Origin of the sequence: Sphingobacterium kitahiroshimense (assembly GCF_025961315.1) — a bacterium.
GTDB lineage: Bacteria > Bacteroidota > Bacteroidia > Sphingobacteriales > Sphingobacteriaceae > Sphingobacterium > Sphingobacterium anhuiense.
Genome location: NZ_JAOQNK010000001.1, coordinates 5,121,220 through 5,142,212 on the forward strand (window position 1 = coordinate 5,121,220; position 20,993 = coordinate 5,142,212).

A 20,993-nucleotide genomic window follows, 5' to 3' on the forward strand; every position below is an offset into this window, starting at 1 on the left:
AAGTATCAAAATGTTAAAAAAGATTATAGATAGACCAGTAATGGCCACCGTTATTTCGGTTGTGCTATTAATATTGGGAGCTATAGGGCTCCTCAGGCTCCCTGTAACGAGATTTCCTGATATTTCACCGCCTACCGTAATGGTTTCGGGAAGTTATCCGGGAGGAAATAGTGAGGCAGTTATTCGATCGGTGGTTACACCATTAGAAGAGCAGATAAACGGTGTGGAAAATATGCAGTATATTAAATCTACTGCAAGTAATGATGGTTCATTTTCCATTTCAGTCATATTCAAACAAGGAGTGAATCCTGATCAGGCAGCTGTAAATGTGCAGAATCGAGTACAACAAGCCACACCTATTCTTCCACAGGAAGTTATTCGAATGGGATTGACCACCTCGAAGCAACAGAATAGTATGATCATGATTTTCAACGTTTTTACCGATAATAATGAAAAATATGATGAACTATTCCTACAGAACTATGTAAATATCAATGTTATTCCACAGATAAAACGTGTACCAGGAGTAGGTCAGGCACAGGTTTTTGGTCAAAAAGACTATTCTATGCGCGTGTGGTTAAATCCACAGAAAATGGCTTCTTATGGTTTGGAGCCAGCCGATGTTAGTAATGCGATTGGTATGCAAAGTTTAGAAGTCGCACCAGGTAAGTTGGGAGAAGAATCCAATGCTGCTCTAGAATATGTAATGCGGTATAAAGGGAAAAAGAGTGAACCACATGAGTATGAGAATATTGTTGTGAAACGTAATGGTGAGCTCTTGGTACGATTGAAAGACGTAGCCCGTATTGAATTTGGATCACTTAGCTACAGTGGTAACACAAGTATGGATGGGAAAAGATCTGTAACTGTAGCTATTTTGCAAACTACTGGATCCAATGCCAATGACATTGAAATTGGCGTACGTGATGTTTTGAAAAGTGCTTCGAAAGACTTTCCTCCTGGAATAGACTACACGGGATTAATGAGTACAAAAGAACGTCTAGATGAGGCCACGGGACAAGTTAAATCTACTTTGATAGAGGCATTTATACTAGTTTTTATTGTTGTCTTTTTATTCTTACAAGATTTTAGATCGACAATTATTCCGGCAATAGCTGTACCTGTAGCGATTATAGGAACATTTTTCTTCTTGCTTGTTTTTGGATTTACCATTAATGTTTTGACGCTATTTGCATTGGTATTGGCCATTGGTATTGTAGTGGATGATGCTATTGTAGTCGTCGAAGCCGTCCATAGTAAAATGGAAGGTACCAATATGACAGGTAAGGAAGCAACACACAGTGCGATGGGTGAGATCACAGGTGCCGTTATCTCGATTACATTAGTGATGTCGGCTGTATTTATACCGATTGGGTTTATGACAGGTTCCGCAGGTATTTTTTACAAACAGTTTGCATACACGCTAGCTATTGCCATTATTATTTCAGCAGTTAACGCACTTACGCTTACTCCTGCCCTATGTGCCTTATTATTGAAAAATAATCATGCCGAAGGTCATCATCAAGATGGAAATAAGAAAAAAGGTTTTGGAAGACGTTTTTTTGTAGCTTTCAATGCAGGGTTTGATAATCTGACAGGTAAGTATATTAAGGGGTTAAAATTTTTAATTGCTAGAAAATGGCTTGGAGCAGGTTTAGTGATTTTAATTACTGCTGTTGCAGGTTGGTTAATGATGAGTACTCCTAAAAGTTTTGTTCCAATGGAAGATGATTCTTTTATTATCTATAGTTTAAATATGCCTCCAGGTACAGCTTTAGATCGAACAACTGCCGCAGCGGCACGTGTAGATGATATATTGAAGAAGACACAAGCTGTAAAAAATAGTACCACTATTACTGGCTTTAATATTTTATCAAGTAGCGCAAGTCCAGCTTATGCTATGGGTTTCATTAAGCTGAAAGATAAGAAAGATCGTGGCGAGGTTAAAGATATAGACCAGGTTTTAGGAAACTTGACCGCTGAGTTTGCAGGAATTAAGGAAGCAACGGTGATGGCATTTAGAAGCCCTCCGGTAGAAGGTTATGGTGTAACAAGTGGTGCAGAAATTGTGTTACAAGATAAAACAGGTAAATCTCCGGAAAAACTAAAAGCAATGTCCGATGAGGTTATTGGACAAATTATGCAGCAACCAGGTGTTCAGTTTGCCTACACAACATTCCGCACAGATTATCCACAACTTGAATTGGAAGTAGATGAGGATAAAGCGCAGCAAATGGGGGTTGAAATCGGTCGTATGATGAATGTTATACAGACGTATTTCGCTGGAGATCAGTCGTTGAACTTTACCCGTTTTGGTAAATTTTATCGTGTAAATGTTAAGGCAGATGGCATGTTTAGAGTTGATGAGGAAGCATTCAATGAAATATTTGTTCGTAATGATCAAAACCAAATGGTTCCTGTAAAATCTATGGTTACTCTTCATAAAGTATATGGTCCAGAAGCACTAAATCGATACAATTTATTTAATTCACTTACCATAAGTGTAGTACCACTCCCTGGTGCAAGTAATGGTGACATTATGGACAATCTGGAAAAAAATGTACTGAGCAAATTACCGTCTGATTATGGATATGAATGGACAGGACTTAGTTTAGAGGAAAAATCTGCAGGAAACCAAACGATCATTATTTTATCATTGTGTTTAATGTTTGTTTACTTCCTACTTGCAGCGCAGTATGAAAGTTATCTTCTACCGTTTGCAGTTCTTCTTTCTATACCGACAGGTATTATCGGCGCATTTGCATCGATTAAAGCAATTGGATTGGACAATAATATATATGTGCAGGTAGGGTTAATTATGCTTGTAGGATTACTTGCTAAAAATGCGATTCTAATTATTGAATTTGCTGTTCAACGAAGAGCTGCGGGTTATTCAATCGTAGAGTCTGCTATTGATGGTGCAAAATCAAGATTACGTCCCATTATCATGACTTCGTTAGCTTTTATAGTAGGTATGGTTCCATTGATGTTTGCCACAGGAGGATCTGCTATGGGAAATAGGTCAATCAGTACTGGAGCAGCAGTAGGTATGTTATCTGGTGTTGTATTAGGAATATTTGTTATTCCAATATTATACATTCTTTTCCAATATCTACAAGAAAAGATTTCAGGTAAAAATAAAAATCAAAAAATTCAAAGCGTTGAGTAATGAGATTAAATAGAAAAAATATATTTTTCAGCTTAGGAGTGACACTTTTAGTGTCCTCTTGCGCTGTAAACAAAAGATACAGCCGTCCAGATTTGGAGACTCCAAAGAATTATAGAAATAAGGTTGAGGTGACTGGTGATACCATTAGTCTACCCTATAAAACGTTCTTTAAAGATTCATATTTGACTTCTTTGATTGAGAAAGCACTAGAAAAGAACAAAGATATATCAGTCGCGATGATGAATCTACGTCAGCTGGATCTTACTTATAAACAGGCAAAGCTCGGATTTCTTCCAACGGCAGAACTCTCTGTTTCTGCCGCTCGAAATTATCTTTCAAAAACATCTTTGAACGGGTCATTAAGTGAGCAAATTACGGGAAAGGATTATATGGACGATTATTCAGCTACGCTTAATATTTCGTGGGAGGCCGACATATGGGGTAAAGTATCCATGCAGAAGGAATCTGCAAGAGCAAATTTTTTCATGCAACATGAAAATCTTGCCGCATTAAGAACACGTATTGTAAGTCAAGTTGCGCAAGCATATTATAATTTAATCACTTTAGATGAACAGTTAAAAGTTGCTTCACGTAATATTGAACTAAGTGAAGCAACGCTGCATGTTATTAAACTTCAATTTCAATCAGCCCAGGTCAATTCCCTTGCTGTGGAACAGGCTGAAGCGCAAAAGAAGACCGCCGAGTTATTGGTACCACTTGCAAAACAGAATATAGCAATACAGGAAAATGCATTAAGTATACTTTGTGGTTCTTTTCCAGATAGCATAGCACGTATTAATAAGATGGAAACTATACCTTTCGTAGAAAGTTTTCCTATTGGTATTCCTGCTGATATGCTAAGTAGGCGTCCAGACGTTCGGGCAGCAGAATATGCTGTAATGGTTGCTAATGCAGAAACTGGTCTTGCAAAGGTTCAGATGTATCCATCTTTACGCTTGACTCCTTCTATCGGAACAAATTCATTCCAATTTGATAACTGGTTTAACTTACCTGGTTCATTGGTGAAAAATATCGCCGGTAACATTACGCAACCTATATTTCAAAATAAGAAGTTAAAAACAGCTTATGAAATAGCTAAAATTGAACAAGAAAAGTCAGCAGAACAATTCAGACTAACGGTAATGACTGCTGTTGGTGAAGTATCTGATGCATTGGTTAAGAGGCAGTATGCTAACGAGCGAGTGACACTAGTTGAACACAAGAAAGTGGCTCTGCAAAAAGCTGTTAAGGATGCTATGCTTTTATATAACAGTGGGATGGCTACTTATCTGGAAGTTATAACTGCACAGAATAATTCATTACAGAATGATTTAGATGTAATTTCAATACAAAAAGATAGATTTGATTCGACTACAGATCTTTATCGTGCACTTGGAGGAGGAACTGAATAACCCAACCAACTAGGTCATTATTATAAGGTAGGAGGATCGGCTTTGAAATATAAGTCGATCCTTTTTATTTTTTTAGTTTCTATTTTGGGAAAAAATAGATTGACCAATCATCTATTTTAATTGCATCAAATTAGACTATTTTATAAAAACAAAAGCATAATCAAATATTTGATTATGCTTTTACTTATTTAAGAATCTAACCATTCTTTCAAAAGATTTGATTTTTTTCTGCTTGCTATAATTTCAATATCAAAATCATACAATACTATTTTAAGTTTACGATTAAAATAGTTTAATAATTGATGTACTGAATCTACATGAATGATACATTGTCGATTCGCTCTGAAAAAAAATTTAGGATCTAGCTGTTTCTCAATATCATCCAAACTCAGATTTAAAACAACATCTTTTCCATTTTTTAATCGGGCTTTAGTGAGTTTCATGTCAGTATATATGCATGAAATGGAAGTAACTAGTATGGTTTGAAAACCATCACGAAAAGGGACTAAAAATCGTGATCTAAAGTCCTTTGGCTTTACGAAATTCAGCAAATTATCTAAAGCCTGTTGATTATCTGCTAATGACTCATACTCATCCAATTTATTGAATGCTTGTTCTAATTCAGTTTTTTCAACAGGCTTAAGTATATAATCCACACTATTATACTTAAAAGCTTGGACAGCATATTCATCATAAGCTGTCGTGAAGATAACGGGACAATCTACAGTAACTTGATCAAATACATCAAAACTTAATCCATCGGAAAGTCTAATATCCATTATAATGATGTCTGGATCATCATTCTCATTGAACCATTCTACGGTGTCTGCTACGCTATCCAATACAGCTATTATTTCGAACTGTGGATTTATTTCTTTTAATAAACGTTTAATACGATCAGCATTGAGTTTTTCGTCCTCAACTATTACTATTTTCTTTATCATACTCGATTAATTGAATAGAAACTTTAAATGTAAGTTTGTCCTTTATTACTTCTGGTACCTTTTTTCCTAAAAGCTTATAGCGACTTATAATATTATTTAAGCCTATACCCGTAGAAATATTTTTGGTGTTTTCAATTGGTGAAAGTGTATTTTCAACAATTATCAATCCTACTTCCGGATTTGAAATATTTATATTTAAGGGTTCTTTTCTACTGGTCTTATTGTGTTTAATCGCATTTTCAATCAATAGTTGCAATGTCAAAGAAGGAATGTACATGTATTTACTGTGTTCATTGATTTTAATTGTAAAATGCACACCGCTACCGATCCTGTGTGTTATTAAAAAGATATATGCATTTAGGAAATTAATTTCCTCATCTAGCGTAATTATATTTTTTTTACTGTTCAATAGTAAAAAACGGTAAACTTTAGCGAAGTTTTCAGAATATTCGAATCCTATTTGTTGGTCCTCTAATATAAGTTCTGATAAAACGCTCAGATTATTAAAAATAAAATGTGGATCGAGTTGTAATTTTAGTGCATGTAGTTCCGCTTCTGCTGAAGCTTGTTTTAATTCTGCTGTTTTTAGCTTTTGCTCAGACATTTCTGTCGCAATACTGATCCAGTTACTAATCAGATAAGTCATTGTGTTGATGGATATAATCATGAAAGAAATTACCAAACTAACAACAATCCATCGCAAAATACTTTTTATATCTTCAATTGACAGAACATCTTCGACATCGGAAGAGCTTAAGTCTAATAGTGTGAAAAATAACATATTCATCATGATCATCAACAATACAATTGAAAAATTGAGCATGATTTCTAGAAAAAGTCTTTTCGATTTATTACTTGTCCAAGGAACTTTTATATTCAATTTTTTATGAATAAAAATACTGGATTCGGACATTAAAAAACAGAACATAAAGGTGATGAACCATTCGGCAGCAATTTCTTGAAAATTTCGTTGAAAATAACCTTTCCAATATATACTATACGGGTCTAATATATATGATACAAGGTAGAATAGAATAAATGCGAAGATGACTAGAAATAATCTTTTAAAACGAGTAAATAATACCTGTTTTGCTATTTCTCCCTTATTCATATAGTCTTTCATTAATTGTTTTAGAAATATGGATTTTCAAATTTTAGAATTAGCACTCCAAATAGGTGCTAAAAAATAATTCCATCATAACAAAGATGATCTTTTTTAAATAGTTAGTATAACTTTTTTTGACTCAAGTCTCCCAATTTACTGTTGAAATTGACGAAAAGAACACTGAACTGAAAATGTATTTGTGACGAATGATTATTTAAAAATTAAAAAAAGCAGTAAATCTTAATATTTATGGGATAAAATATAATTGACAAGGATTTATTGGAGTGCAGGATTTATAAAAGACTTTTGATTAAAACATGTTATATTAGATACTTTGTTACGCTATATGACATTGATTAATTTATATCCAAGATTTGCTTGGACGAGAATTGTTTTCTGGGTAATTGCATATCTATTTTTATCTTTTTTGTCTTTGCTTTTATTCAAGGCAAATAATACTGATATCGATATTGATCTTGTTGTGTATTTTGCATGTTACTTCATTGGTGGCTTAATACTCGGAATTTTATCTGCACTGACGGAGCAGTTGTTTGAATATACCTTCTTTCAACGCATTTCTTTATGGGGTAATATTATATACAGAGTTATCCTTTATTATTTGATAACGATATTGTTGCTATGGCTTTTTGTGGATTTTATTTTCGATCGTTTCAGAAGCTCATTATCAAACAATGAGATTATAGGAGAATATACTTGGGTGAATATATTTTATATGATCCTAGTTTACAATTTTATGGTTATTCTAGTCCTTAGTTTTGTGACGGAGGTAAGCAAAAAATTTGCACCAAACATGATGTGGCCTTTAATAATTGGGAAATATAGAACACCAAGAGTAGAAGAAAGGATATTTATGTTTATGGATCTACGATCTTCAACTACTATTGCCGAAGAATTAGGCCACGTGGATTACAGTAGGTTTTTGCGGAGTTGTTTTATAGATATCAACAGCGTACTGTCACGGTTTAACGGGGAGATCTATCAGTACGTTGGCGATGAGGTAGTAATTACTTGGCGTATTTCTTCACGTGGCACAAATATGAAATGGGGTAATTTCTACTTTGAGTGCCAGCGCAAGTTTGAAAATAGGAGTTCATACTATGAAAAAAACTTTGGTCACAAACCTTTTTTTAAAGCTGGGGCACATATTGGATTTGTAAGTGTTGTAGAGATCGGTGTGATAAAAAAAGAAATTGCTTTTCATGGAGATACACTCAATACTACAGCTAGGATACAAGAACTCTGTAATCATTATAATCAAAGTTTATTAATCTCGGAAACGCTATCGATGAAAATTTCTGGCGATCATTTTGAGGTGATTCCAATAGCAGAACTTAGACTTCGCGGAAAAATTGAAAATGTTATGGTAATGGCTGTAGAACAAAATAAAATTAGTTAACCTGTCCTCACAAAAGCGAGTATCTTAAAATGCAAATTTCACTATTTATGATGATCATCATTAATAGTGAAATTTGTATTTTAAATAATAAATGTTTTTTGTACATTTATTATTTATATACTTTAAGTTTGAATTGAAGAGATACTCCTCGTATATTTTTTCAATTCAAGCTCAAAATTTATTTTAAGCTAACCTTATTAAACATAACTAAAAAATGAAAAAAGTATCATTGCTCCTAATTATTTGGGGGTTCTTTATTAATTACTCTACATCTCAAGAAAAAAATAAATTAAGAAATCAGCTGTTTAATCTAGATTGGAAATTTAATCTCGGTAATCCCCCTAATGCTCAAGACGGAGATCTTGATGATTCGAACTGGCGATCTCTTGATCTGCCACACGACTGGAGTATTGAAGGTAAGGTAGCTTTGAAAAATCCTTCAGGTAATGATGGCGGATATTTTCCAACCGGATTAGGTTGGTATCGTAAAAGCTTTCATGTGCCAGCTGCTAAAAAAGGTCAAAATATTTCAATTTATTTTGAAGGAGTTTATATGAATTCAGAGGTTTTCATTAATGGCAAGTCGTTGGGATTATATCCTTACGGATATACTTCATTTTCATATGACCTTAGCCCGTATTTGTATTATGGAGAAAACAATACCATAGCGGTCAAAGTCGATAATTCTGCTCAGAAAAATAGCCGTTGGTATACAGGTTCGGGTATTTATAGAAATGTATGGTTAATTACTAAAAACAAACTTTCCGTTGCGCAATGGGGGATTGGTATTAAGGCCGAGAACATCTCAAGTACAGAAGCGACAGTAAAATTGAATATTCAAATTGATAATAATACAGCATCATCAACAGAAATCAGCGTGCGCACTATAATAATAGATGCGCATGGACAAGTGGTTTCAAAAAACAATAAAATGGTCAAAGCCACCGCATCAGTAGAAAATGAAATGGCAACTACATTATTGGTTAAAAAACCTATGCTTTGGTCACCAGATGCTCCCAATCTTTATACTGCCCGTGTAGAAGTTCTCAAAGGAAAAGATATTATTGATCGGGTTGATACTAAATTTGGAATTCGAAATATAGAGTTTCATGCAGCAACTGGCTTCATATTAAATGGAAATAAGATCAAACTGAACGGAGGAAATGTCCACCATGATAATGGTTCTTTAGGTGCAGCTGCATATGATCGCGCCGAAGTGCGTAAGGTTGAGCTTTTGAAAGCAGCAGGTTTCAATGCTGTCCGTTCCTCGCACAATCCGCCATCTTCAAAATTTCTACAAGCCTGTGATAGTATAGGTTTATTAGTTATTGATGAAGCATTTGACGGATGGAAAACAAAGAAGACAGATTATGATTATGCCATACTTTTCGAAAAATGGGCTAAGAAAGATGTTCAAGCTATGGTGAAAAGAGACCGAAATCATCCATCTATTATTCTCTGGAGTATCGGCAATGAAATAATCGAGCGAAAAGAACCAGATGCAGTGAAAACGGCAAAAATGCTAAGGGATGCGATCAGAGAAATAGATGATAGTAGACCTGTGGTTTCGGCCATGACTACTTGGGACAAAGAATGGGAAATATTTGATCCACTAATGGCTGAGCATGATGTTGCCGGATATAACTATCAATTACATCGTGCGCCAAAAGATCACGAGCGAGTTCCAGATCGAATTATTGTACAAACCGAATCTTATCCGCGAGATGCTTTTGCAAATTGGAAACTTGTTCATGACCATCCTTTTATTATCGGTGACTTTGTCTGGACAGCAATCGATTATCTAGGAGAATCTGGCATTGGACGATGGTTTTATACTGGAGAAGTTACGGGTGAGCATTATGACAGAGATCTGTTTCCATGGCATGGTGCATATTGTGGCGATATTGATTTGACTGGATGGCGTAAACCCATCTCTCATTACCGAGATATCTTATACAATGGCGGATCAAAGCTTCATTTAGCCGTACGAGAACCTAATCCGGAGCCATTACAGGTTCATGAAACACTATGGAGCGTGTGGCCTACTTGGGAGAGTTGGAACTGGAAAGGTTATGAAAATAAAAATTTAGAAGTAGAAGTCTATTCGTCTCACCCCAAAGTTCGACTTTATCTCAATGGAGATTTGCTTGGAGAAAAGCTTACAGGGGAAAATGAACAGTTTAAAGCTACGTTCCAGGTTCCATATCAGGAAGGAGAATTGAAAGCGATTGCACTTGACCGTTTATACAAGGAAATAGAGCAACGTGTCCTGAAAACAGCAAACAAAATTGCAAAAATAAGAATGAAAGCCGATCGTAAAGAAATTCAGGCTACCGGGCAAGATCTATCCTATATAACTATTGAAGTGATAGATAATGAGGGAACAGTCTGTGATGGGGCAGATGAAAAATTAACATTTACGATTGAGGGACCTGGTACTTTAATAGGAATAGATAATGCTAATTTAAAGGACACCGAACCTTATACCTCCCAATCAAGAAAAGTTTGGAAAGGAAGAGCTTTGGCTATCATAAAAGGAGCAACTGATCCCGGTAATATTAAGATCACCGTAAATTATCCAGGTATTCCAAAATCGGAAATTATCATTGATAATAAATAATAATCTTCATTGTAGTACTGCTTTGCAATAATTAATGGAAAATGAAATAATAAAATTTATGGTTTACTGTTAGTATATTATTAAATATCTAAAACATGGATTGGTTAGTTAAGATTAAAGAATGTATTGGTAAAGAGTTTAAAGTCTCGCCATCACCTTTTATGGGATGGCTCAAGCCTGTTGTATTAGCCGTTGAAGTGGGTCATCTGGAGTTCGAGTATACAATCAGACCCGAATGGCTCAATCCCATTGATAACTTACATGGAGGCATTATTGCGGCTATTATGGATGATATATTGGGAGCAACAATGTTTACTTTTAATGAGGATGACTTTTATATCACACTTCATAATTCGATTGATTATTTGTCTATAGCAAAAAATGGCGATAAAATCATTGCTTCGACAAAAATCATCAAGAAAGGAAAACAGTTTGTACTTGCTGAGTGCGAAATTTGGAGTTCGAAAAGGAGTCGATTAATCGCTAAAGGAACTTCAAATTTATATAAAACTTCAGTAAGCAACAAATAATATTTTAGTGTAAATAGAGTTAGAAATAATTCTTCAGTATACTTGACCTCCTCCCAAAAAACTGGAGTATTTAAAAGTAGAGAATTCGGGATAGAATTACTAATTTTAAATAGGAGGAAAAACGATGAAAAGATCGAAATTTACCGAAGCTCAGATCGCCTTTGCGATCAAGCAGTCTGAGACGGGTACCCGGGTGGAGGAAGTCTGCCGTAAAATGGGTATCAGCGAGGCTACATTCTACAATTGGAAGAAAAAATATGGAGGTCTGGGTATCTCCGAACTTCGAAAGTTGCGCCAACTAGAAGAAGAAAATACTCAGCTGAAGAAACTTGTTGCCGATCTGAGTTTGGATAAGCAGATGTTGCAGGATGTGTTAAAAAAAAAGTATTGAGACCCTCTCAGCGCAGAAAAATAGTGAAGGGATTAGTTGCAGACTATCGGGTTTCATTACGGAAAGCATGCGAGGTATCACTACTAAGCACTTCTGTTTGGTACTATAAAGCTCACCGCCGCGAAGATCTTCCATTACGCTTAAGGATACGTAATATAGCCGAAACACGGGTACGTTATGGACTCTGGCGTGTCTATATTCTTTTACGTCGTGAAGGCTGGTCTGACAACCATAAACGTGTCTATCGGATCTATAAAGAAGAAGGTCTGAACTTAAGGAGTAAACGTCCAAGGCGCTGCAGAGCAGCCTCTCATCGTTCTGAAAGACCTTCATTTTCCAATTTACATGACTGCTGGAGCATGGACTTCGTGGCAGACGCACTATTCGATGGGAAGAAAATCCGCTGCTTAACTATAGTGGATAATTATAGTCGCAAATGCATGGCAATCCATGTTGAACAGAGTATAAAAGGTTATCAGGTTGTAGAAGTACTGGAAGAACTGAGGTTGTTTAAAGGAGCTAAGCCAAAGAAAATTCAAGTGGATAATGGGTCTGAGTTTATATCAAAAGAAATGGACAGGTGGGCCTACGAACAAAAAGTTGAACTCGTCTTTTCAAGACCTGGAAAACCAACAGATAATGCGTATATTGAGTCGTTCAACGGGAGCTTCCGTGACGAATGCTTAAACACCAATTGGTTCCTTTCGTTGGGGGATGCTAAGCAGAAAATTGAAGACTGGAAAGACGAATATAACACCTTCAGACCCCATAGTTGTTTAGGGGATTTAACACCTGAAATGTTTATTGAAAATCAGGTCAAAATTGACCTCCTCCCAAAAAACTGGAGTATTTAAAAGTAGAGAATTCGGGATAGAATTACTAATTTTAAATAGGAGGAAAAACGATGAAAAGATCGAAATTTACCGAAGCTCAGATCGCCTTTGCGATCAAGCAGTCTGAGACGGGTACCCGGGTGGAGGAAGTCTGCCGTAAAATGGGTATCAGCGAGGCTACATTCTACAATTGGAAGAAAAAATATGGAGGTCTGGGTATCTCCGAACTTCGAAAGTTGCGCCAACTAGAAGAAGAAAATACTCAGCTGAAGAAACTTGTTGCCGATCTGAGTTTGGATAAGCAGATGTTGCAGGATGTGTTAAAAAAAAAGTATTGAGACCCTCTCAGCGCAGAAAAATAGTGAAGGGATTAGTTGCAGACTATCGGGTTTCATTACGGAAAGCATGCGAGGTATCACTACTAAGCACTTCTGTTTGGTACTATAAAGCTCACCGCCGCGAAGATCTTCCATTACGCTTAAGGATACGTAATATAGCCGAAACACGGGTACGTTATGGACTCTGGCGTGTCTATATTCTTTTACGTCGTGAAGGCTGGTCTGACAACCATAAACGTGTCTATCGGATCTATAAAGAAGAAGGTCTGAACTTAAGGAGTAAACGTCCAAGGCGCTGCAGAGCAGCCTCTCATCGTTCTGAAAGACCTTCATTTTCCAATTTACATGACTGCTGGAGCATGGACTTCGTGGCAGACGCACTATTCGATGGGAAGAAAATCCGCTGCTTAACTATAGTGGATAATTATAGTCGCAAATGCATGGCAATCCATGTTGAACAGAGTATAAAAGGTTATCAGGTTGTAGAAGTACTGGAAGAACTGAGGTTGTTTAAAGGAGCTAAGCCAAAGAAAATTCAAGTGGATAATGGGTCTGAGTTTGACCTCCTCCCAAAAAACTGGAGTATTTAAAAGTAGAGAATTCGGGATAGAATTACTAATTTTAAATAGGAGGAAAAACGATGAAAAGATCGAAATTTACCGAAGCTCAGATCGCCTTTGCGATCAAGCAGTCTGAGACGGGTACCCGGGTGGAGGAAGTCTGCCGTAAAATGGGTATCAGCGAGGCTACATTCTACAATTGGAAGAAAAAATATGGAGGTCTGGGTATCTCCGAACTTCGAAAGTTGCGCCAACTAGAAGAAGAAAATACTCAGCTGAAGAAACTTGTTGCCGATCTGAGTTTGGATAAGCAGATGTTGCAGGATGTGTTAAAAAAAAAGTATTGAGACCCTCTCAGCGCAGAAAAATAGTGAAGGGATTAGTTGCAGACTATCGGGTTTCATTACGGAAAGCATGCGAGGTATCACTACTAAGCACTTCTGTTTGGTACTATAAAGCTCACCGCCGCGAAGATCTTCCATTACGCTTAAGGATACGTAATATAGCCGAAACACGGGTACGTTATGGACTCTGGCGTGTCTATATTCTTTTACGTCGTGAAGGCTGGTCTGACAACCATAAACGTGTCTATCGGATCTATAAAGAAGAAGGTCTGAACTTAAGGAGTAAACGTCCAAGGCGCTGCAGAGCAGCCTCTCATCGTTCTGAAAGACCTTCATTTTCCAATTTACATGACTGCTGGAGCATGGACTTCGTGGCAGACGCACTATTCGATGGGAAGAAAATCCGCTGCTTAACTATAGTGGATAATTATAGTCGCAAATGCATGGCAATCCATGTTGAACAGAGTATAAAAGGTTATCAGGTTGTAGAAGTACTGGAAGAACTGAGGTTGTTTAAAGGAGCTAAGCCAAAGAAAATTCAAGTGGATAATGGGTCTGAGTTTATATCAAAAGAAATGGACAGGTGGGCCTACGAACAAAAAGTTGAACTCGTCTTTTCAAGACCTGGAAAACCAACAGATAATGCGTATATTGAGTCGTTCAACGGGAGCTTCCGTGACGAATGCTTAAACACCAATTGGTTCCTTTCGTTGGGGGATGCTAAGCAGAAAATTGAAGACTGGAAAGACGAATATAACACCTTCAGACCCCATAGTTGTTTAGGGGATTTAACACCTGAAATGTTTATTGAAAATCAGGTCAAAATAGCAAATTTTTCTACTTTTAAATACTCCTGAAATTGGGAGGAGGTCAAGTTTATATCAAAAGAAATGGACAGGTGGGCCTACGAACAAAAAGTTGAACTCGTCTTTTCAAGACCTGGAAAACCAACAGATAATGCGTATATTGAGTCGTTCAACGGGAGCTTCCGTGACGAATGCTTAAACACCAATTGGTTCCTTTCGTTGGGGGATGCTAAGCAGAAAATTGAAGACTGGAAAGACGAATATAACACCTTCAGACCCCATAGTTGTTTAGGGGATTTAACACCTGAAATGTTTATTGAAAATCAGGTCAAAATAGCAAATTTTTCTACTTTTAAATACTCCTGAAATTGGGAGGAGGTCAAAATAGCAAATTTTTCTACTTTTAAATACTCCTGAAATTGGGAGGAGGTCATACTTTCTAACTCTATATTTAAGAATAGGATGATTTTTTGTCGGTTTTTTTTACCCCATTTGCACATAGCTGTAATCAACTCAGACAATGTTTTACTGTAGTCCGTAAGTTTATAATCAACCGTAATGTTTTTTGTGTTACATACCGTATGACTTATAAGCCCATTAATTTACGATACCTGTAATTCTTTTAACATTATTATCGGACTAATGCCCGTTTCTCTAGATAGCTCTTTACTTTCTAAAATAATTTTAAGTTCACTTGGATATTCACTTAATTATAATACGGTTATTCATATTGATGAAAGAAAAATTGTCGTTTTATCGCTAGGAGCAATTATGTATAAAATGATAATGTTATATAATTATTCCTATATTTTATTCCAATGCCTCATATTCATAAAAAAATCTTACATTTAAAAAGTTTTACCAATATTAATCATGGATCCAGGTAGTGAGTATTCTGACAATGAACTCATTATTTTGCTTAAACAGAATAATGAGTTTGCATTTCGCCTTATTTTCGAGGAATGGCATAAAAAACTATATTTTTTCTGTATGCGTTATTTACAAAATAAAGAGCAATCGGAAGAAACTGTACATGATACCCTTGTTAAGTTATGGACCTCACGTCATAATATCGATGAAAATTTGCCTGTGGGAGCTCTACTTTATACAATCTGTAAAAGATTATGTTTAAATCGTATACGTGATGCTGCTAGAGCGGCTAATGCAGCCTCCGAAATGTGGAATAATTATGTAGATTTAATTGATAATAGTGAAGAAAGGATAATTTTATCCGAATTGCAAGATTTTACAAATAAAGCTGTTAGCAAGTTGCCGAAACAGCAACAACTCGTTTTTAAAATGAGTAGAGATGAAGGCATGAGTCAATTAGAAATTGCAGATAAACTTAATATTTCAAAGGGAACTGTCAAAAAACATAGTTCTGAAGCTATAAAGTATTTGAAAGTATATTTTAAAAACCATTTTTATTTATGGCTGATCTTAAGTTTATTAAGTAAATTGTAGTCGTAATTTACTATCGTTTAAATGATGTAAAGCTTCAACCTTTCTTTACAAGTTTTAAAGTCCTAATTTTTTTTTCGATTTAACTACTCCCTATCAGTTTTTCTGGTGTTATATTATACAAAGCTACATCCTAGAATGGCTTTATATATTATGAAAAAAGACACTCTTATATTACAATACCTTCTTGATAAATATACCAAGAGAGAGATAAATAAAGAAGAATTCGATTTGCTCTTGACGTATTTTAAAGATCATGACTCCTATAAAGATGTCGAAATTTTTATGGATAAAGATTGGGAAACCTTGAGTGAAGAGTATCCATTAGCAAAATCTAAAAGTGAAGAGCTCTTTCAAAATATCCTGTTAGACTCACGTTGTAATGTTATTGATCATTCTAAAAAAAATGGAATAGGAATCTTCAGTGTATGGACTTTAGCATCTGCAACAGCTGCTGCGCTTATTGTTTTAGGTATTTTTCTTCATTACAAAAGTGAGCTCAAATCAAAAATTAATACTGATCAAACACAGTTTGTCGACATACCTGCCGGTGGCAATAGGGCGACTTTAACTTTAGCTAGTGGAATAAAAATTGTACTTAATCAAAATAAAGAAGGCCTATTGATAGGAGATGATGTAATTACTTATTCAGACGGATCAATACTTGAAAAAACAACAGAAGTTTTGTCTAGCCAATCTAAAACTATTTATCAAACTATTGAAACTCCAAAAGGAGGTACCTATCAAATCACATTATCTGATGGTACAAAAATATGGCTTAATGCAGCTTCTACTCTGACATACCCGTCTGATCTCAAGACTTCAAAATCTAGGATAGTTAGCCTTGAAGGTGAAGCGTATTTTGAAGTTGCAAAGGATAAGTCCCGACCATTTATAGTTAAAAGTAAGAATCAAACTGTAAAAGTTTTGGGTACACATTTTAATATTAGCTGTTATGGGGATGAAAAAAGTGTCAAAACGACATTGATTGAAGGTTCTGTTGAGGTAAATGATGTTTTATTGAGACCTAATGAACAATCAATTCTCACAGATAATAAAATCAAAGTCTTAACTGTAGCGGCAGAAAAATCCATAGCATGGAAGAATGGCAAATTTGTCTTTAAGAGCGAAAATCTGGGAAGTATAATGAAAAAATTAGCACGATGGTATGATGTTGAAATTATAGTGGATGGAGATATTAGTGATAAGATATTTACAGGTTCTATCAGCCGATATGATAATATTTCTAAAATATTAGAAAAAATATCATTTACTCAAGCTGTAAAGTTTAAAATAGAAGGAAGGAGGATCATAATTATGCCATAGTTTTACAAATAAACAATTTGGCTAAAGAAAAAAAAACGGGAGTACTTCGAACTACTCCCGCCTAATTTGTTTGGCCTATTTTAAAATTCCTAACCAGAACTAAATTACTTAACCAAACCAATCAAAATTAATGAAAATTAATGAAAGACCGGGGGGAAATTCTTATGTCGGAACCCTCCGAAAAATATTGATTCTTATGAAACTCACGACATTCATATTGCTTATCTCCTTAGTTCAGGTAAGTGCTATAACAAATGCCCAAATCACAATTAAGGAGAGAAATATTACTCTTCAAAAAATAATGGACAAAATTAGTTTGCAAAGTGGCTATGATTTTATCTATTTAGACAGTGATCTTATAAATTTGAAGGCTATAAGTGTTGATTTAAAAAACGAAAACATCAATACTGCTTTGAAAATCTGTTTCGCAGATCAACCTTTGACCTATTTTGTAAATGACAAAACTGTCATGATTAAAAAAAAGCAATCTTATCTACTCAATTCGGTTGTTCAATCTATTTTAGTCCAAGATATTAAAGGTATCGTACTTGATGAAAAAGGAGCACCCTTAGCAGGAGTAACTGTTAGGTTGAAGGGCTCAAAAATAGTCGTCACTACCGATGGGCAAGGTCAGTTTTTTTTAAATAAAGTTGGTAAAGAACAGCAACTCCAGGTCTCATTTGTGGGTTATCGAACAAAAGATATAGTAATTGGGGTATCACGCGATATTACTGTTAAAATGGAACTAGCAACTTCTGTTCTGGAGGAGGTCGCGGTTGTCAATACCGGATACCAGACAATCTCTAAGGAGAGGGCGACAGGAGCTTTTAATACGATTAGTCAAGAACAGTTAGAAAAACCTGCAACAAGTATTGCTCAACGCTTGATCGGTACCACGGCTGGTATGCAGGCTACCTTGGATGCTGATGGCAATCCAAGGTTTGAAATAAGGGGCCAATCTGCATTAAATATTAGGGACGGTTTTGGTGTCCGCAATCAGAATGCGGCACCACTAGTTGTTGTAGATGGATTCCCGATTCAGGGCGATTTTAGTACAATAAATCCTAATGATGTTGAAACTGTGACCGTACTGAAGGACGCTGCAGCAGCTTCCATTTGGGGAGCTAAATCAGCTAATGGCGTTATTGTCGTTGTGACAAAAAAAGGTAAAAAAGGTACTCCACTCGCTATAAACTTTTCAGCCTTTACTCGTATTTCAAAAAAACTGGATCTTGATTATGTAAATCCGTTGGCATCATCTTCTGAAACGATAGATTACGAAATGAAATCTTTTGGAAATTGGGGTGCAAGTATTAATGGAGGGAATTTTCCTAATGATGTTTATAAAGCGTGGTCTCCTGGTACAATTGCATTGAGTGAATATAATTTGGGACATATCTCGCTTCAGGATCGTGATGCTTTACTTACAAAATACAAAGGGCTAAGTAACAAAAAACAGATTAAGGATGAATTGTTAAAAAACCCATCAGTTCAACAATACAATTTGGATTTCTCTGGTTCAAATGAAAGAATGAGCAACCGTGTATCCCTACTTTATGAGAACACACAATCAAATTTCAAATATTCAGACAATAAGAAATATAATGTTAATTATAACACTTCAGCGGATATATTTAAGTGGTTAAAACTAAATTTTGGCGGACTTGTAAACTATAATAAGATCAATAGAAGTGGAGCAAACTATAATGTCAATCCGTATGGGTCTCCTAATCCATTGGCTGATATTGCTAATATTGCACCATATGAAATGCTTAGGAATGAAGATGGTTCTCTCAATAATATAGGTAAATATTATACACCTATTATTGATAAGTTAGTACCAACATCGTTGTTTCCATATGCTGATTGGACATATAATCCAATTCAGGAAATTGAAAATAGAAAATATACGAGTGAGCAGTTGAATACACGGTTACAAGCAGGACTTTCTTTTAAGATTATTAAGGGACTTACATTTGATACTAAGATTCAATATGAGTTATTTAATACTACCAATAGAAATTGGAACAATGAAAACACTTTTTATGTAAGGAATATTGTTAATTCGGCGGCGAGCTGGAATCGGGTTACAAATCGTGTGACGCCAAATCTACCTAAAGGAGGAATTCTTGAACAAGGTCGAGTCAAAACAGAATCCTATATTTTCAGGAACCAATTAAATTTTGAAAGGAAGTTTAAGGAAGATCATGAAATTTCATTTATTGGAGGTACCGAAATCAATAATCTTGTATCACAAACTTTTACGTCCCCTACCGCTTATGGATATAATAGTGAAACGCTTGGCGTAGGAATATTTCCAAATGGTCCAGGTACGCCAACTGCTCCAATAGTTGACTGGACAGGTTTCAATCAATCATTTGAATATGTTAATAAATTTACGCATGTGACCGATCGATACTTTTCGCTATTTGGTAATGCCTCTTATACGTATAAAAGAAAATATACATTATCTGGTAGTATACGTACAGATGCTTCAAATCTTATTACAGACGACCCATCTTATCGCTATGCTCCTTTCTGGTCATTGGGAGGTAGTTGGCAAATAAGCAAAGAACAATTTATGCAAGAAAGTAAATGGATTGATCATTTAGCACTAAGAGCTACTTATGGCTATAATGGAAATGTCGATAGGTCGACTTCTTTCCGCCCTCTCATTGCCATAGAGCCATCTCCTAATCTTTATACAGGAGATTATAGAGCCACAATATCTAGTTATGGAAATCCTAATCTTCGTTGGGAGAAAACAGGAACTTGGAATATTGGTGTTGATTATAGTTTGTTCGGCGGATCTATTTTTGGTAAAGTTGATGTGTATAACAAGGCAGGTAAGGATTTAATTGCTACCCTTTCTATTCCAGGAGTAAATGGAACCACACGTCAAAACCTGAATAATGCAGCAATGACGAATAAGGGTATTGAACTGGAAATTGGTACCGTGCAACGTTTGAGAGGTAATGACATTGTATGGCGAGGAAATGCTAACTTTTCTTATAATAAAAATCAGATAACCAAATTATTTGTTGCAAATTATTATGCTTCGTCACTTGTTGGTGGAGGTTCGAATGCTTACGTAGAAGGTGAGGATTCAAATACACTTTGGGCTTATGAATATACTGGTGTAAAAAACAATCAGCCTACTATCGCTGGACCAAATGGTACTTTTTTTGATTTTGCAACGAATACCCCGGGCAATGGGACGACATATTTATTAAATATGGGAACTACAGTTGCGCCTTACACGTTAGGGTTTACAAACTCATTTAAAGTCTACGATTTTAATTTTTCTTTTATAGTTACTGGGAAATTTGGGCATAAATTTAAGAGGGAAGGGTTTAATTATCCAGCAACTCTACAATCTAGAGTATTACCTAATAAAAAGATTAATGAAGTATTAAATGGAGATCTAATGCAGGTTATTCCGCTACCGCTTAATCAAATAGAGCCACGGTACTATTTTTGGGGTAGATTTCATCCTTATATGAATTATTTGGTTGAGAATGCTTCTCATATTCGGATGCAGGAAATCAATTTAACATATAATCTTCCTTTCAGATTGGGATCGAAAATCAATTTGAAACGTGTACAAGTATTCGCTCAGGGAAATGATTTATTCACGGTTGTAGCTAATAAAGCTGGGGAAGATCCAGAATATCCTTTAGGTACTCTAAAACCGCAACCACGAATTTCTTTGGGTATCAAATGTGAACTATAAAAAC

At 35.6% G+C, this 20,993-nt stretch carries 13 protein-coding genes and 2 pseudogenes; 12 read left to right on the top strand and 3 right to left on the bottom strand.

Annotated features, from left to right (window positions below; all coding sequences use genetic code 11):
• Positions 1 to 10: 10 nt before the first annotated feature.
• Both M2265_RS22130 and M2265_RS22135 read left to right on the top strand, forming a co-directional pair.
• Positions 11 to 3,169 carry an efflux RND transporter permease subunit gene (locus M2265_RS22130; protein WP_132770639.1) on the top strand — a complete coding sequence of 1,053 codons (3,159 nt, stop codon included), beginning with the start codon at positions 11 to 13 and terminating at the stop codon, positions 3,167 to 3,169.
• A complete protein-coding gene (locus M2265_RS22135; RefSeq protein WP_132770637.1) occupies positions 3,169 to 4,581 on the top strand; it encodes an efflux transporter outer membrane subunit in 1,413 nt (470 codons plus the stop codon). The genes M2265_RS22130 and M2265_RS22135 overlap by 1 nt, the downstream gene beginning before the upstream one ends.
• Before the next feature lie 188 nt (positions 4,582 to 4,769).
• On the opposite strand, the gene M2265_RS22140 is transcribed toward M2265_RS22135, so the two are convergent.
• On the bottom strand, positions 4,770 to 5,525 hold the full coding sequence (locus M2265_RS22140) for a LytR/AlgR family response regulator transcription factor (RefSeq protein WP_132770636.1): 756 nt from the start codon (positions 5,523 to 5,525) through the stop codon (positions 4,770 to 4,772).
• On the bottom strand, positions 5,500 to 6,636 hold the full coding sequence (locus tag M2265_RS22145; RefSeq protein WP_132770634.1) for a sensor histidine kinase: 1,137 nt from the start codon (positions 6,634 to 6,636) through the stop codon (positions 5,500 to 5,502). Before M2265_RS22145 ends, M2265_RS22140 begins: the two co-directional genes overlap by 26 nt.
• A 427-nt stretch (positions 6,637 to 7,063) precedes the next feature.
• On the opposite strand from M2265_RS22145, the gene M2265_RS22150 reads away from it, so the two are divergent.
• The 7 genes and pseudogenes from M2265_RS22150 to M2265_RS22180 all read left to right on the top strand — a co-directional run.
• On the top strand, positions 7,064 to 8,047 hold the full coding sequence (locus tag M2265_RS22150) for an adenylate/guanylate cyclase domain-containing protein (protein ID WP_165905911.1): 984 nt from the start codon (positions 7,064 to 7,066) through the stop codon (positions 8,045 to 8,047).
• A gap of 214 nt (positions 8,048 to 8,261) precedes the next feature.
• The gene (locus M2265_RS22155; protein ID WP_132770631.1) at positions 8,262 to 10,667 is read left to right on the top strand and encodes a glycoside hydrolase family 2 TIM barrel-domain containing protein; all 2,406 of its coding nucleotides are present in this window, start codon (positions 8,262 to 8,264) and stop codon (positions 10,665 to 10,667) included.
• Positions 10,668 to 10,762: 95 nt separating this feature from the next.
• On the top strand, positions 10,763 to 11,197 hold the full coding sequence (locus M2265_RS22160) for a PaaI family thioesterase (RefSeq protein ID WP_132770630.1): 435 nt from the start codon (positions 10,763 to 10,765) through the stop codon (positions 11,195 to 11,197).
• A gap of 124 nt (positions 11,198 to 11,321) precedes the next feature.
• A protein-coding gene (locus tag M2265_RS22165; RefSeq protein ID WP_264599365.1) for an IS3 family transposase occupies positions 11,322 to 12,442 on the top strand; the annotation gives its coding sequence in 2 pieces (ribosomal slippage) (positions 11,322 to 11,574 and positions 11,574 to 12,442; 1,122 coding nt in all).
• 50 nt (positions 12,443 to 12,492) lie between these two features.
• Positions 12,493 to 13,319 (top strand): annotated as a pseudogene (locus tag M2265_RS22170) (IS3 family transposase); the annotation flags it as partial.
• A gap of 80 nt (positions 13,320 to 13,399) precedes the next feature.
• A protein-coding gene (locus tag M2265_RS22175) for an IS3 family transposase (RefSeq protein WP_413716342.1) occupies positions 13,400 to 14,520 on the top strand; the annotation gives its coding sequence in 2 pieces (ribosomal slippage) (positions 13,400 to 13,649 and positions 13,649 to 14,520; 1,122 coding nt in all).
• 15 nt (positions 14,521 to 14,535) lie between these two features.
• Positions 14,536 to 14,835: pseudogene (locus M2265_RS22180) on the top strand (integrase core domain-containing protein); the annotation flags it as partial.
• Here M2265_RS22180 and M2265_RS27045 read toward each other — a convergent pair.
• A complete protein-coding gene (locus M2265_RS27045; protein ID WP_207902449.1) occupies positions 14,793 to 15,071 on the bottom strand; it encodes a winged helix-turn-helix transcriptional regulator in 279 nt (92 codons plus the stop codon). The pseudogene M2265_RS22180 and the gene M2265_RS27045 overlap by 43 nt on opposite strands.
• Before the next feature lie 271 nt (positions 15,072 to 15,342).
• On the opposite strand from M2265_RS27045, the gene M2265_RS22185 reads away from it, so the two are divergent.
• The 3 genes from M2265_RS22185 (at position 15,343) to M2265_RS22195 (ending at position 20,989) form a co-directional block, all read left to right on the top strand.
• Complete coding sequence (locus tag M2265_RS22185) at positions 15,343 to 15,933, top strand: RNA polymerase sigma factor (protein WP_132770627.1); 591 nt, start codon at positions 15,343 to 15,345, stop codon at positions 15,931 to 15,933.
• A 150-nt stretch (positions 15,934 to 16,083) separates the two neighbouring features.
• A complete protein-coding gene (locus tag M2265_RS22190) occupies positions 16,084 to 17,256 on the top strand; it encodes a FecR family protein (RefSeq protein WP_165905909.1) in 1,173 nt (390 codons plus the stop codon).
• A 130-nt stretch (positions 17,257 to 17,386) separates the two neighbouring features.
• On the top strand, positions 17,387 to 20,989 hold the full coding sequence (locus M2265_RS22195) for a SusC/RagA family TonB-linked outer membrane protein (protein ID WP_132770624.1): 3,603 nt from the start codon (positions 17,387 to 17,389) through the stop codon (positions 20,987 to 20,989).
• The last annotated feature ends 4 nt before the right edge of the window (positions 20,990 to 20,993 follow it).

What these genes read in the sequence shown, in the direction of transcription:
- M2265_RS22130 (WP_132770639.1), top strand. Translation starts at nt 11, where the DNA reads ATGTTAAAAAAGATTATAGATAGACCAGTAATGGCCACCGTTATTTCG.
- M2265_RS22135 (WP_132770637.1), top strand. Translation starts at nt 3,169, where the DNA reads ATGAGATTAAATAGAAAAAATATATTTTTCAGCTTAGGAGTGACACTT.
- M2265_RS22140 (WP_132770636.1), bottom strand. Translation starts at nt 5,525, where the DNA reads ATGATAAAGAAAATAGTAATAGTTGAGGACGAAAAACTCAATGCTGAT.
- M2265_RS22145 (WP_132770634.1), bottom strand. Translation starts at nt 6,636, where the DNA reads ATGAATAAGGGAGAAATAGCAAAACAGGTATTATTTACTCGTTTTAAA.
- M2265_RS22155 (WP_132770631.1), top strand. Translation starts at nt 8,262, where the DNA reads ATGAAAAAAGTATCATTGCTCCTAATTATTTGGGGGTTCTTTATTAAT.
- M2265_RS22160 (WP_132770630.1), top strand. Translation starts at nt 10,763, where the DNA reads ATGGATTGGTTAGTTAAGATTAAAGAATGTATTGGTAAAGAGTTTAAA.
- M2265_RS22185 (WP_132770627.1), top strand. Translation starts at nt 15,343, where the DNA reads ATGGATCCAGGTAGTGAGTATTCTGACAATGAACTCATTATTTTGCTT.
- M2265_RS22190 (WP_165905909.1), top strand. Translation starts at nt 16,084, where the DNA reads ATGAAAAAAGACACTCTTATATTACAATACCTTCTTGATAAATATACC.
- M2265_RS22195 (WP_132770624.1), top strand. Translation starts at nt 17,387, where the DNA reads ATGAAAATTAATGAAAGACCGGGGGGAAATTCTTATGTCGGAACCCTC.